Genomic DNA, 13,782 nt, shown 5'->3' with positions numbered 1-13,782 from the left:
AGATCGAATACCTGAGCCTCGATAACCACCAAATAGTCTGTAAAATAGATTAAATAAATTAATTCTTTAAAAAGATTAACGGAAATAAAAAAGCTAGCGCTTTTTATAACGACGATGTGTTGTTAAGCTACTATCGCGGCGTATTTTGAAATGACGATAAATTGCATAAATACCAATAACAACCAGTATTAGCGATACAGTTAGAAGAAACATGGTGAATTATCTCTGTTGTAATATTAATTCAAAATAACTTAATTGCTAGGTTGAAGCAATTTACCTGGATTAATTTAAGATAACTCTCGATATTTTCTTGTTAAAATCTCATTATTTACAAATCGATATCTTATATTTTTTACATAAAATAGACATCAATGCAACAAAAGAAAGGGCAAAGGTTGCAAAGCTGATAATAAAAGTGAATGAGGAGAAGCAGAATCAATAATAAAAAGTTATCGCTGATTTATTTGAGGGAGTATTAGTAATAATTTAATAAGAAAAGTCCTAGTTAATTGTCATCGATTATATTTCTGTTTGGCGTGGACAATAAATCGCTTTGCCTAAATTGCTGTTTTATTCGGCAGAGCGGTGTTTAGCGCGGCTAGCGCTTGACTTGCAGTGGCGATGCTGGCATCGGCAGTGTAAATTATGCGGCAGAAAATGTTTTTATGTTGCAGTGAGAATTTTATGACCAACCTATCTAACGTTGCCGAATTACACGATCTGGCATTGGATTTACCGCGCTTTGAACAGGCCCTGACAGCGTTCGCTGCAAAGCTGCATCTGGATTTAGCGCAGTTCACTGCCGATCACATTTCAGTGCGTTGTCACCAGAACACCACTGCTGAACGTTGGCGCAAAGGGTTACTACAGTGCGGTAGCCTGATGTCAGAGGCGATGATTAATGGTCGACCGATTTGCTTGTTTACGCTGAGCACCGCAATCGAACTCGGGCCTTGGTGCATCGATTGTGTGGAACTGCCGTTCCCCGGAGATAAACGTTACCCGCATGAAGGCTGGGAGCATGTCGAGTTGGCGATCGGTGGTGATCCAGAAACCTTGTACGCCCGCGCGCTGGCGTTAATGCCTGATGAAGCCTTACTGACGCCGGGTATCAAACTAAAGCAAAGTTCGCCAAAGGGTGAGGGAGAACGTCTGCCGAATCCAACGCTGGCGATTACCGATGGTAGTGTGACCATCAAGTTTCATCCCTATTCCATCCGCGATATTGTCGCCAGTGAACGTCGCTAATGGGGAAGTGCGTTAACCGCGTGCGCGATGCGATCCAGTGCGCAAATCAGCAATGCACGCTGGCAGCCAAAGTTAAGCCGAACATATCGCCGATCGCCGAAATCCAGCCCGGGGCTCAGCCCGACGCCAGCCTGTTCAAAAAATGCGTGTGGGTTATCGACGGGTAAATCGCTGCAATCAATCCATGCCAGATAAGTGGCTTCGATGGGCGGCAAGCGCATGCCGGGGAGGGCATTGATCTGCGTTATCACCAGATCACGATTGGCACGCAGATAAGCCAGCTGTTGATCCAACCAGGCTTGTCCATGTTGGTAAGCGGCCTGTGCCGCGACCAATGCCAATATGTCAACGCTGGGTACTATCCCGCGGCGTTCGCGGCAAAATGCTTGCCGGAGTTGTGGGTTGGGGATAATAGCGAGAGATGCCCCCAGTCCGGCAATGTTAAAGGTCTTGGAAGGTGACATCAACGTGACGCTGCGCTGGGCGGCATCCTCATTCAGCGATACAAAGGGAATATGTTGCAGACCCGGCTCCAGCAGCAAATCACAATGAATTTCATCGGAACAGACAATCAGCCCGTGAGTTTGCGCGAACTGGTGCTGTGCCAGCAATTCTTGTGGGCGATAGACGGTACCTCCGGGGTTGTGTGGGTTGCATAACAGCAGCAGTTTTTCATTGCCGCGGAGTTGATCCGTTGCGGCTTGTAGATCCGGCAACCAGCGCTGATGCTGTAATTGCATCGGAATCGACAATTGGCGGCGTCCGGCATATTTGGCCGCTTGACGAAATGGTGGATAAATGGGTGAGGGAGCCAGCGTGACTTCTCCATTGGCGGTAAATGCTCGTACACAAAGGTTCAAACCGCAAACCACACCGGGCAAAAAAACCAGCCACTCGGGCTTGATGCGCCAGCCGTAGCGCTCTACCATGCGCCGGGTGAAAATCGCAATCAGCTCAGCGGAGGGGTGACCATAGCCAAACACACCGTGCGCGACTCGCTGTTGCAAGGCATCGATCACGGCGGGTGGCGATTGGAAGTCGGTATCTGCGACCCACAGCGGAATAATGTCACGATCGTGATATTTGTCCCACTTAACGCTTCCGCTATGACGGCGTTCTACCCCTTGATCAAAATTGAATGCCATAGTGTTCCTTAAATCGATTACACGCGGTTGCGTTGAGCCTACGCCAGAAACCCTGACGTTAACAACTGCGGATGTATTTTAGCCGTCATCCGGAGGTGACAATGATTAAACTGGAAGTTTGCTGCTATAGCGTAGATTGCGCACTGACGGCTGAACGCGCGGGTGCCGACCGCATAGAATTATGCTCAAGCCAAAGCGAAGGAGGGTTAACACCCAGTTACGGTTCACTGTTAGTGGCGCGGGAACGCGTGACGATCCCGGTACATCCGATTGTGCGCCCGCGCGCCGGGGATTTTTGCTACGCCGCCGTCGATTTTGAAGTGATCAAAAATGATATTTCATTAATGCGCGATTTGGGCTTTGCCGGGGTGGTGGTCGGGATGCTGGATGATGAAGGGCATATCGATTTACCCCGTATGCGCGAGATCATGAAACTGAGCGGAGAGATGGCGGTTACCTTCCATCGGGCGTTTGATATGTGTCAAAACCCTATGGTGGCACTCAACCAACTTACTGAGTTAGGCGTAGCGCGTATCTTGACGTCTGGCCAGCAGCAAAACGCTGAGTTGGGGATACCGTTACTGCGTGATTTGCAACGCGCCAGCGAAGGCCCGATCATTATGGCCGGTGCCGGCGTACGTTTGAGCAACCTGCATAAATTTGTCGATATCGGCATTCGGGAATTGCACAGCTCGTCGGGGCATACCGTGCCATCGACCATGCGCTACCGCAAGGCGGGCGTAACGATGTGCGCAGATAACGAATTTGATGAGTTCAGTCACTATTGTGTTGACGGCGACATGGTCGAGGCGATGAAAAACGCGTTGGCCTTGGTCGATCCGCTGGCGCAGAGCGCCTGAGCGAGCAATATTCGCACTCGCGTAAATACTTAAGACTCAGCCTCGATACCTTATCGGGGCTTTTTTATTGCCAAACAGCACGCGTAAACACTTTTTATTTTTCGATGCAGTCTGCTGGTGGAGGCACAACGGGTATGGTTTTATAGGCACTCTAAAATTGTGGATATTGTTCTCACAGCAACCGCTGTTAAAACCACAAGGAGATTGTTTATGAAAAAAGTACCAACACGTGTCATCCAAAGTCTATTTTTCGCTAAAGATGGCGAAACGGTTGAAGAGAATTACGTGAAATTACAGGCTGGCTGGTTCACATCTGCTCTTTCTTATAATATTGAAACGGATGGCACGCATACTATATCTGTAGCTTATGACGTGTACTTTCTAGACCTTACCGATGGTGAATATTATGTGGCGAGTCGAGCTCTGCAACCGTTATCAATCCCTAAACAGAATGGTACGGTAACCTGTCGGCATCCTTTCGGGAATTATCCTTTTGATGAATATGATGCTCTTAAAGCTTACACTTTGCCTAATGGTTATCCAACCGTACATTCAGAAAGACCACTCGATTAATATTTTCTATTTTAATAAACTAAATAAAGGCTTTTTGTAATATGTACGCCCTCGACCTATTCGGTCGAGGCCGCTTTACGTTAATCATTACCGTGGCTGATGATAGCCACCAGCCACCGCAGGGCTGGGTCTACGGTTAGGGTTTTCTGGCTATCAACACCGCGCGGCGCGGCGCCGGGTAGCCTTCAAGGGTTTTACTGCGATCGTCCGGATCGAGAAACTCCGCCAATGATTCGCTGGTCATCCAGCCGGTACGGCGCTGCTCTTCGGTGCTGGTAACGCTGATATCCGCCACTTTCACGTCAACAAAGCCGCATTTTTCCAGCCAACACTTCAACGCCTCGGTTGATGGAATAAAGTAAACGTTACGCATTTGGGCGTAACGATCGCCCGGCACTAATACCTGATGACGATCGCCTTCCACCACTAAAGTTTCCAGTACCAGCTCACCTTCGCGCACCAGTTGGTTTTTCAATTGGTATAAATGGTCCAGCGGCGAACGGCGATGATACAACACGCCCATTGAGAATACGGTATCGAACGCGGCCAACTCAGGCAGTTGCTCAATGCCGAGTGGCAACAGATGGGCGCGCTGATCGCCGCCCAGCTGTTTGCGTACCGCTTCAAATTGGCACAGGAAGAGTTGCATTGGGTCGATACCGACCACAAAGTGTGCACCGGCACCCAGCATGCGCCACATGTGATAACCACTGCCACAGCCCACGTCTAATACGGTGCGGCCTGCCAGCGGGGAAATGTGCGGTAACACGCGTTCCCATTTCCAGTCTGAATGCCATTCGGTTTCAATATCAATGCCGTACAGGGAAAATGGCCCTTTGCGCCACGGCATCAAGGTACGCAGCATTTTTTCAATGCCTTCGCGTTGGCCGGCAGACAGTGGGGGATCCATCTCGGCATGCACACCGTTGAGCAAATCCAGTTTGCTCGGCGTCAGCAGTGGCAGATGTTCTACCGAATTAAACCACTGCTTGAATTTGCCGTGTAGTGATTCACGCTGCCAGGCGCTGAGTTGTGCTGGCAAGGTGTCTAGCCAATGGCTGAGCGGGCTTTTGGCAATGTGTTGATAAAAATCACCGAACTCAATCATGCGCACTCTCCAGACTTCAATGCGATCAGCGAACCGAAATTAAAGCATTGGAACCACACTTCCGCATGCTCGAAGCCTGCCTGTTTCAGTCGTGCTTTATGCGTTTCCACCGAGTCGGTCAACATCACGTTTTCCAACATGCTGCGCTTTTGGCTGATCTCCAGCTCGCTGTAGCCGTTGGCACGTTTGAAGTCGTGATGCATGTTGAACAGCAGTTCGCCCACGTCTTGGTCTTCAAAACTGAATTTCTCTGATAACACTAATGCGCCGCCTGGGCGCAAGCCGGCATAAACCTGTTTAAGTAGGCGTAACCGATCGGCTGGTTCAAGAAATTGCAGGGTAAAGTTCAGCACTACCATGGAGGCGTTCTCGATATTGATATCGAGAATATCCGCCTCAATGACCTCAACCGGCGTATCAGCGCGGAAAGCGTCAATATGGCGACGGCAGCGTTCAACCATGGCCGGAGAGTTGTCAATGGCGATAATTTTGCAGCCCTCGACGCCGATGTTGCGCCGCATCGACAGCGTCGCCGCGCCAAGCGAGCACCCCAGATCGTAAACGAGGCTATTCGGCTGAACAAAACGCTCAGCCAGCATGCCAATCATCGAAATGATGTTGGAATAGCCGGGAACGGAGCGTTGGATCATGTCAGGAAACACTTCAGCAACGCGTTCGTCGAAGGTCCAATCGCCCAGTTTGGCGATCGGGGCGGAAAACAAAGAATCGCGGTTTGGCATAACGGCAAAAATCAGGTCAGAATTCGGAGCGGCGTATTCTAGCAGATAACCACAATCCAGGTCATATATTGATGGTTGAAGAGCAGGGGAGCGGCGTAAACAGGCGGCGAAGCCGCCCGGGGGATAAGCAATCAGTGCAGACTGAAGATAAGATCCCAAGGCAGATAGTAGATATTTGCCAGTATCATTAAGATCAACGAAATGTAAGTGGCAGACATGCCGGAACGGCGCCAGCTTACTTCACGGTTGCGCAGGCCGTAATAATGAACCAAGCGTCCGCTCATCAACATCAGGCCACAAAGATGAATCATCCAGATGGCGGTACCGTTCATCTCCATCAGCACCAGTAAAACGGCGGCGATAGGAATGTATTCAACGGCGTTGCCGTGCACACGGATAGCCGTCTGCAACTCATAGAAACCGCCGTCGCCGTAAGCGACACGATACTGCATCCTGAGTCTGACTACGTCATAAGAGAGTTTAATCAACAACAATGCGCCGAGCACCACATAAAGCGCGCTTACCATTATTTAACTCCATTCTCTAACCAAAACTGGCAGCGGGCATAATAACTGGCATTAGCCTGACTGTCTCGGTGAAAAATCTGATGTTATTGATCAGATTAATTGGTTAAAACAGTGAGTTCTGCTCCGGCCAGCTTGGTGGCGCGGGTAATGCGGGGATTCCCTGCCGCAGTTGTTGCCAAATTTTTTGTGCCTGTTGCGGGGAGTCGCCATTATCTGGGGTATGAATGAATAGATAAGGTTGACGATGTTGCCAGTCCGACAGTTTCTGTTGCCAAGGCACGAACCAGCGTAAGTTGTCTGCTAACACATCACCGCCGATAAAGCGAACCAACGGGTTGTCGGCGGTGGCCACGGCATGTACAGGCAGTTTGGGCTTTTTCTGTTGCGCATCACGCACCGCTGGGCTGTGGGGAGCCGCGTGATGCACCGGGCGGCTGTCGAGCATGACTCGGTTGATACCGCGCTGTTGCAGCCCCTGATTCAGTTGCCGTTCCTCGTCACCCTTGGCGAAAAACGCAGGATGTCGGACTTCAACGCCGTAGGTGAAGTCGGTCGGTAATGCGTCGAAAAACGCCCACATTGTTGGCAATTGACTCGGGCCAAACGTCGCCGGTAATTGTAGCCATAATTGACCGATGCGCTGATGGATTGGCGTCAGGCAATGATAAAACGCCAGAATATCTGCTGTGCAATTACGCAGCGCAGCTTTATGGCTAATATCAGCGGGAAACTTAAAGCAGAAACGGAAATGATCGTCGGTCATCGCGCGCCAGCGTTGAACGATCTCCCCTTTTGGCAATGCGTAAAAAGTGGTATTGCCTTCTACACAGTTAAAGTAGCGGCTGTAATCTGCCAAATCGCGTAGCCCGATGCGGTTCCATGATGGGTGTTGCCATTGCGGTAATCCGATATACATCAGCGCCTTCATGATCGATTGGCTGCCCCGCAGGGCAGCATAAAAAATAACGTCTACGTTAGCGTGTGACTGACAGCGCGGCAACAATTTCGCGCGTACTGCGCACTCGAGCCAGCCGAGGGAAGATATGCTGGAAGGCAAACTGATGCATCTCACTGTTTTGGGCGCTGCACATGTCTTCGGCGATCACCAGTTCAAAACCCAGTTCCCATGCTACACGTGCAGTGGATTCCACGCCGATATTGGTGGCAATACCGCCCAATACCAGCGTGTTAATACCGCGACGGCGCAGTTGCAGCTCAAGATCGGTGCCGTAGAAAGCGCCCCACTGACGTTTGGTGATGACAATGTCGCGGTCGGTGACGGCGAGGGCGTCGGGGAAAGTCCACCAATCATCCGGCAGCCCATCCACCGGTGTTGGCGTAGGCGCATCAACGGGCTGTTTCAGGGCATCAGCGAATGAATCGCACCAGCCAACGCGTACGAAGATCACTGGGGCATTCATCGCACGAAAGCGGCCAGCCAACTGGGCTGCGTGGTTGACGACCTGTTCGGCAGCGTGTGGGCCACCCGCAAAGGGTAGAATGCCGTTTTGCAGATCGATCACAACCAACGCGGTCGTTTTGCTATCAATTTTCAACATAGGGAAGTCATCTCGTCAATAATCGCCCTCATCAGCAATGCGGAGGGCGGTAAAATTACGCTATTTCGACAGCGCACGATCGCAGGCTACGTGAAAATTCCAGCGGTTGTTAATGGGGAATTTGTTAATCAATGTGTTGATTCGGGTAAAAACGCGGCATTTAGTGGAACAACAATGCTGTGTTCGCACTTATCGGGCGGACGAATTTCCTTTATAATAGCCGCCTTTTTTCAACACTCTTTAATCCTACGACCTTGCCGATTGACGACGATGTCTGGGCATCCTGAGATGCTTCATGGCAGCGTTCAATGCGGAAAATAAGCGATCGTCGGATAACAGCAGCGGACAGAGCAATAATGACTCTGGCGCGGCATCGGCTGAGTAAAAGGATAGCGTATGCGTACTGAATATTGCGGGCAGTTGAATCTGTCTCACGTGGGTCAAGAAGTGACGTTGTGCGGTTGGGTCAATCGTCGTCGTGATTTAGGCGGCCTGATCTTCATTGATATGCGTGACCGCGAAGGCATCGTGCAGGTGTTCTTCGATCCAGACCAAAAAACCGCATTCGACAAAGCGTTTGAGCTGCGCAATGAGTTCTGCATTCAGATTGTTGGCACCGTGCGTGCGCGTCCCGCTAGCCAGATCAATAAAGAGATGGCGACAGGGCAAGTGGAAGTTTTTGCTCACGCGCTGGAGATTATCAACCGTTCAGAGCCATTGCCGCTGGACTCGAATCAAACCAACAGCGAAGAAGCGCGCCTGAAATACCGCTATCTGGATCTGCGTCGTCCTGACATGGCCGATCGTTTAAAAGCCCGTGCCAAAATCACCAGTTTCGTACGGCGTTTTATGGACGATCATGGCTTCCTGGATATCGAAACCCCGATGCTGACCAAAGCCACACCGGAAGGCGCACGTGATTATCTGGTGCCAAGCCGGGTGCATAAAGGCAAGTTTTATGCGTTGCCGCAGTCGCCGCAGCTGTTTAAACAGTTGTTAATGATGTCTGGCTTCGATCGTTATTATCAAATCGTTAAGTGTTTCCGTGACGAAGACTTGCGCGCCGATCGCCAGCCTGAATTCACCCAGATCGACGTCGAAACCTCCTTCATGACCGCTGAGCAGGTGCGTGACGTGATGGAACAATTGGTGCGCGAACTGTGGCAAGACGTGAAGGGTGTGGACCTTGGCAACTTCCCGATCATGACCTTCGCCGAAGCGATGCGTCGCTATGGCTCTGACAAACCGGATCTGCGTAACCCGTTGGAGCTGGTGGACGTCGCCGATCTGGTTAAAGACGTTGAGTTCAAAGTCTTCTCTGGCCCAGCCAACGATGCCAAAGGCCGCGTGGCAGCGATTTGTGTGCCGGGTGGCGCGCAGTTGACGCGTAAGCAGATCGACGAGTACGGGGCGTTTGTTAATATTTACGGTGCCAAAGGCCTGGCCTGGCTGAAGGTGAATGACCGTGCGGCGGGCATGGATGGCGTGCAAAGCCCGATTGCCAAATTCCTCACTGCAGAGGTATTAGAGGCTATTCTGGCGCGTACTGATGCGCAAACCGGCGACATTCTGTTCTTTGGTGCAGATAGCGGCAAAATCGTTACTGATGCGCTGGGCGCGTTGCGACTGAAGTTGGGGCGTGATCTACAACTGACCAAGCTGGATGCATGGGCGCCGCTGTGGGTGGTTGATTTCCCAATGTTCGAAGAGGACGGCGAAGGCGGGTTGGCCGCCATGCACCATCCATTCACTGCGCCGCGCGATATGGCACCACAAGAGTTGGCTAACGATCCGACGTCTGCGATCGCTAACGCCTACGATATGGTCGTTAACGGCTATGAAGTGGGCGGGGGCTCTGTGCGTATCCACCGCAGCGAAATGCAACAGACCGTGTTTGGCATTCTTGGCATCAATGAGCACGAACAGCGTGAGAAGTTTGGCTTCCTGTTGGATGCGTTGAAGTACGGTACGCCGCCGCATGCGGGTCTGGCCTTTGGTTTAGACCGTCTGGTGATGTTGTTAACCGGTACGGATAACATCCGCGACGTTATCGCCTTCCCGAAAACCACCGCTGCCGCTTGCCTGATGACCGATGCACCTAGCTTCGCCAACCCTGCGGCGTTGCAAGAGCTTGCCATCAGCGTGGTCAAGAAAGCCGCTTCCGACGATTCAAACGCAGAGAGCGTGTAATGAATTACAAGCGTCCCGAATCTATTCTGGTAGTGATTTACGCGCGTTCCAGTGGTCGGGTGCTGATGTTACAACGGCGCGATGACACCGAGTTCTGGCAGTCTGTTACCGGCAGCCTAGAGCTCGGTGAGTCGCCGCCGTGTGCCGCGCGGCGTGAAGTCATGGAAGAGGTCGGCATCGATATCGACGCAGAGAATCTGCCGTTGCTAGATTGCCAACGCTGTGTGGAATTTGAACTCTTTGTCCATTTGCGACATCGCTATGCGCCGGGAACCACGCGTAATAAAGAGCACTGGTTCTGTCTGGCACTGCCCGAGGAGCGCGATCCGGTCATTACCGAGCATCATGCTTATCAATGGCTTGAGGCGGCAGACGCCGTGAAATTAACCAAGTCGTGGAGCAATCAGCAGGCGATTGAAGAGTTTGTGATTAATTCAGTCCAGTAGACTTTATTTTTGGAGATATTTTTATGGCAGGTCACAGTAAATGGGCCAACACCAAGCACCGCAAAGCGGCTCAGGATGCCAAGCGCGGTAAGATTTTCACCAAGATCATCCGTGAGTTGGTAACGGCGGCGAAGTTAGGCGGTGGCGATCCCGATTCTAACCCGCGTCTGCGCGCGGCGATGGATAAAGCGCTGTCTAACAATATGACGCGTGACACCATGAACCGTGCTATTGCGCGCGGTGTCGGTGGTGAAGACGACAGCAACATGGAAACCATCATTTACGAAGGTTACGGCCCTGGCGGTACGGCGATCATGATCGATTGCCTGAGTGATAACCGTAACCGCACCGTGGCTGAAGTGCGTCATGCTTTCACCAAATGTGGCGGTAACTTGGGTACCGATGGCTCGGTGGCTTACCTGTTTACCAAAAAAGGCGTGATCACCTATGCACCGGGTCTGGATGAAGATGCGGTAATGGAAGCTGCGCTGGAAGCGGGTGCGGAAGATATTGTGACGTATGACGACGGCGCGATCGATGTGTTCACCGCATGGGAAAACCTGGGTGAAGTGAAAGATGCGTTGACGGCGGCAGGTTTCAGCGCTGAAGCGGCAGAAGTCTCCATGATTCCATCAACTAAAGCGGATATGGATGAAGAAACCGCTCCGAAGTTGCTGCGTCTGATCGACATGTTGGAAGATTGTGATGACGTGCAAGAGGTTTATCACAACGGTGAGATCTCTGACGAGGTGGCGGCGACGCTGTAATGTCAGTGAGAGATGGCGCTGCCGTTTGGCAGCGTCTGGCGATGTTGGCGATTAACACGGAGCAGATGTAGCAATGGCGATCATACTCGGTATCGATCCCGGTTCACGCATCACCGGTTATGGCCTGATCCGCCAGCAAGGCCGTCAACTGACGTATGTGGCGAGCGGCTGTATTCGCACGGTGGTGGATGATATGCCAACCCGGTTGAAGTTAATTTATGCCGGTGTCAGCGAGATTATCACCCAGTTCAAACCTGATTTTTTTGCCATTGAGCAAGTGTTTATGGCCAAGAACCCGGATTCGGCGTTGAAACTTGGCCAGGCGCGCGGCGTTGCGATTGTTGCCGCGGTAAACCAAAATCTCGAGGTGTTTGAATACGCTGCGCGTCAGGTAAAGCAAACGGTGGTCGGCACCGGTGCGGCGGATAAAAGCCAAGTACAACATATGGTGCGTTCACTGCTCAAGCTTTCCGCAAGCCCACAGGCCGATGCCGCCGATGCGTTGGCGATCGCGATTACTCACTGCCACCTGAGCCAAAACGTGCTGCGCATGAGTGAAGGGCGGTTGAATTTGGCGCGTGGGCGATTGCGTTAACGCGCGGCTGCGCGGTAATTAAGGCTTGATGACGAAGCCGCCTGATGGCTCGCGATATCCGGGCTTAGCGTAGCGAGGGGCGCTCCGGTGGCTTACGCTACGACGGTCCCACCGCCACGCTTTCCCTAATAACTCGCTTTGTCAGCAGTTTGAGGCTGGATATTCATCCAGCCTTTTTTATGGTATAAGCTTAGCGATACCGTAGGCTGTTGGCCGCGATAAGAATCCAAGCAGGAGGGTAAATGATAGGTCGTCTCAGAGGTAATATTCTGGAAAAACAGCCACCGCTGGTTTTGCTGGAAGCGAACGGTGTCGGTTATGAAGTGCATATGCCAATGACGTGCTTCTATGAGTTGCCAGAGTTGGGGCAGGAAGCGATCGTATTTACCCATTTTGTGGTGCGTGAAGACGCACAGTTATTATACGGTTTCAATGATAAGCAAGAGCGCGCGCTGTTTCGTGAATTAATCAAAGTGAACGGCGTGGGGCCGAAATTAGCGCTGGCTATTTTGTCGGGTATGTCAGCGCAGCAGTTTGTGGGTGCGGTGGAACGGGAAGAAATTACGGCGCTGGTGAAATTGCCGGGCGTGGGCAAAAAGACTGCCGAGCGGTTGGTGGTAGAGATGAAGGATCGCTTCAAAGGCTTGAACGGCGATCTGTTCAACAACAGTAGCGAAATTAGCCTGCCTGCGACGGCGGTAGATCCGCAAGAGGCCGATGCCGAATCTGAAGCCGCTTCGGCGCTGGTGGCGTTGGGGTATAAACCGCAGGAAGCTAGCCGCATGGTGAGTAAAATTGCCAAGGCTGGCGCGGATTGTGAAACCCTGATCCGCGACGCATTGCGTGCCGCGCTGTAGTCGTCAGGAAAGGATAAAACATGATTGAAGCTGACCGTCTGATTTCTGCCGAGCCGATCACTGAAGAAGAGGTGCTCGACCGCGCTATTCGCCCCAAGTTGTTGACGGAGTACGTCGGCCAACCTCACGTCCGTGAGCAAATGGAAATTTTCATTCAGGCGGCAAAACAGCGTGGCGATGCGTTGGATCACCTGCTGATCTTTGGGCCTCCTGGCTTGGGGAAAACGACGTTGGCAAATATTGTCGCCAACGAGATGGGCGTCAATTTGCGCACCACCTCTGGGCCGGTGCTGGAAAAGGCGGGCGATTTAGCGGCAATGCTGACTAACCTCGAACCCCACGATGTGTTGTTTATCGACGAAATTCACCGTTTGTCGCCGGTGGTGGAAGAAGTGCTGTATCCGGCGATGGAGGATTATCAACTCGATATCATGATTGGTGAGGGGCCAGCGGCGCGCTCGATTAAACTCGATTTACCGCCGTTTACCTTGGTGGGCGCCACCACCCGTGCGGGATCACTGACTTCGCCATTACGCGATCGTTTTGGTATTGTTCAGCGGTTGGAATTTTATCAGGTCGCAGATCTAGAACATATTGTTTCGCGTAGCGCCAGTTGCTTGGGGCTAAGCCTGTCGGCGGATGGTGCGCATGAGATTGCGCGTCGCGCGCGTGGGACACCGCGTATCGCCAACCGTTTGCTGCGCCGCGTGCGTGATTTCGCTGAAGTGCGGGCAGATGGTGCGATCAACGGCGACATTGCGGCACAGGCGTTGAATATGCTGAACGTGGATGCCGAAGGTTTTGACTATATGGATCGCAAATTGCTGCTGGCGATTATTGATAAATTTACCGGAGGGCCGGTGGGTTTGGATAATCTGGCGGCTGCCATTGGCGAAGAGCGTGAAACCATTGAAGATGTCATCGAACCCTTCTTGATCCAACAGGGATTTATTCAGCGCACACCGCGTGGCCGTATGGCGACTAATCATGCCTATAAGCACTTTGGTATTGAAAAAGAAGGGTAATCAACCAGAAGGATCCATAAATGGGCGCACTCTTTTGCGCCCATTTATTGTGCGCAGAAAACCCCCAGCTAGGCTGGGGGTTCAGTAAAGCTTTCAGCTTTGAGCCAGTTATAAAAACCCCTTTTGATTTGTTAAAACAGTT

At 51.8% G+C, this 13,782-nt stretch carries 15 protein-coding genes; 9 read left to right on the top strand and 6 right to left on the bottom strand.

The window, feature by feature from the left end; genetic code table 11:
• The first annotated feature begins 684 nt into the window (after window positions 1-684).
• Window positions 685-1,248, top strand: a complete 564-nt coding sequence (locus ACQKDS_RS18400) for a VOC family protein (protein ID WP_399673351.1) — start codon at window positions 685-687, stop codon at window positions 1,246-1,248.
• Here the strand turns inward: ACQKDS_RS18400 and ACQKDS_RS18395 are convergent.
• Window positions 1,245-2,393, bottom strand: coding sequence for a MalY/PatB family protein (locus tag ACQKDS_RS18395; RefSeq protein WP_399673349.1), 1,149 nt, complete (start codon window positions 2,391-2,393; stop codon window positions 1,245-1,247). The two genes, ACQKDS_RS18400 and ACQKDS_RS18395, sit on opposite strands and share 4 nt — an antisense overlap.
• Before the next feature lie 101 nt (window positions 2,394-2,494).
• On the opposite strand from ACQKDS_RS18395, the gene cutC reads away from it, so the two are divergent.
• The gene (gene cutC, locus ACQKDS_RS18390; RefSeq protein WP_399673347.1) at window positions 2,495-3,253 is read left to right on the top strand and encodes a copper homeostasis protein CutC; all 759 of its coding nucleotides are present in this window, start codon (window positions 2,495-2,497) and stop codon (window positions 3,251-3,253) included.
• 210 nt (window positions 3,254-3,463) lie between these two features.
• Window positions 3,464-3,826 carry a hypothetical protein gene (locus ACQKDS_RS18385; protein ID WP_399673345.1) on the top strand — a complete coding sequence of 121 codons (363 nt, stop codon included), beginning with the start codon at window positions 3,464-3,466 and terminating at the stop codon, window positions 3,824-3,826.
• Between the two features lie 136 nt (window positions 3,827-3,962).
• Here ACQKDS_RS18385 and cmoB read toward each other — a convergent pair whose 3' ends face one another.
• From cmoB to ACQKDS_RS18360, 5 genes are all read right to left on the bottom strand, one after another.
• Window positions 3,963-4,934 carry a tRNA 5-methoxyuridine(34)/uridine 5-oxyacetic acid(34) synthase CmoB gene (cmoB, locus tag ACQKDS_RS18380; RefSeq protein WP_399673343.1) on the bottom strand — a complete coding sequence of 324 codons (972 nt, stop codon included), beginning with the start codon at window positions 4,932-4,934 and terminating at the stop codon, window positions 3,963-3,965.
• Window positions 4,931-5,674 (bottom strand): carboxy-S-adenosyl-L-methionine synthase CmoA, encoded by a 744-nt coding sequence (cmoA, locus tag ACQKDS_RS18375; RefSeq protein ID WP_399673341.1) that lies wholly within the window; start codon window positions 5,672-5,674, stop codon window positions 4,931-4,933. The genes cmoB and cmoA overlap by 4 nt, the downstream gene beginning before the upstream one ends.
• A gap of 131 nt (window positions 5,675-5,805) precedes the next feature.
• Window positions 5,806-6,201 (bottom strand): MAPEG family protein, encoded by a 396-nt coding sequence (locus ACQKDS_RS18370; RefSeq protein ID WP_399673339.1) that lies wholly within the window; start codon window positions 6,199-6,201, stop codon window positions 5,806-5,808.
• Between the two features lie 103 nt (window positions 6,202-6,304).
• Window positions 6,305-7,117 (bottom strand): DUF72 domain-containing protein, encoded by an 813-nt coding sequence (locus ACQKDS_RS18365; protein ID WP_399673336.1) that lies wholly within the window; start codon window positions 7,115-7,117, stop codon window positions 6,305-6,307.
• Between the two features lie 58 nt (window positions 7,118-7,175).
• Window positions 7,176-7,760, bottom strand: a complete 585-nt coding sequence (locus tag ACQKDS_RS18360; protein ID WP_399673334.1) for a hydrolase — start codon at window positions 7,758-7,760, stop codon at window positions 7,176-7,178.
• A 396-nt stretch (window positions 7,761-8,156) separates the two neighbouring features.
• On the opposite strand from ACQKDS_RS18360, the gene aspS reads away from it, so the two are divergent.
• The 6 genes from aspS to ruvB all read left to right on the top strand — a co-directional run bounded on the left by aspS (window position 8,157) and on the right by ruvB (window position 13,640).
• Complete coding sequence (gene aspS, locus ACQKDS_RS18355; protein WP_399673332.1) at window positions 8,157-9,950, top strand: aspartate--tRNA ligase; 1,794 nt, start codon at window positions 8,157-8,159, stop codon at window positions 9,948-9,950.
• Window positions 9,950-10,396: a dihydroneopterin triphosphate diphosphatase gene (gene nudB, locus ACQKDS_RS18350; protein ID WP_399673330.1), complete on the top strand. Its 447-nt coding sequence runs from the start codon at window positions 9,950-9,952 to the stop codon at window positions 10,394-10,396. Before aspS ends, nudB begins: the two co-directional genes overlap by 1 nt.
• Window positions 10,397-10,419: 23 nt before the next feature.
• Window positions 10,420-11,163 (top strand): YebC/PmpR family DNA-binding transcriptional regulator, encoded by a 744-nt coding sequence (locus tag ACQKDS_RS18345; protein ID WP_399673328.1) that lies wholly within the window; start codon window positions 10,420-10,422, stop codon window positions 11,161-11,163.
• 73 nt (window positions 11,164-11,236) lie between these two features.
• Window positions 11,237-11,758, top strand: a complete 522-nt coding sequence (ruvC, locus tag ACQKDS_RS18340; RefSeq protein WP_399673326.1) for a crossover junction endodeoxyribonuclease RuvC — start codon at window positions 11,237-11,239, stop codon at window positions 11,756-11,758.
• A gap of 242 nt (window positions 11,759-12,000) precedes the next feature.
• The gene (ruvA, locus tag ACQKDS_RS18335; RefSeq protein ID WP_399673324.1) at window positions 12,001-12,615 is read left to right on the top strand and encodes a Holliday junction branch migration protein RuvA; all 615 of its coding nucleotides are present in this window, start codon (window positions 12,001-12,003) and stop codon (window positions 12,613-12,615) included.
• A 20-nt stretch (window positions 12,616-12,635) separates the two neighbouring features.
• The gene (gene ruvB / locus ACQKDS_RS18330; RefSeq protein ID WP_399673322.1) at window positions 12,636-13,640 is read left to right on the top strand and encodes a Holliday junction branch migration DNA helicase RuvB; all 1,005 of its coding nucleotides are present in this window, start codon (window positions 12,636-12,638) and stop codon (window positions 13,638-13,640) included.
• Window positions 13,641-13,782: the final 142 nt, after the last annotated feature.

This window comes from Serratia sp. NPDC078593, assembly GCF_050268245.1.
Taxonomy (GTDB): Bacteria; Pseudomonadota; Gammaproteobacteria; order Enterobacterales; family Enterobacteriaceae; genus JBNNGK01.
This window is presented reverse-complemented; position numbering and strand designations above follow the sequence as displayed.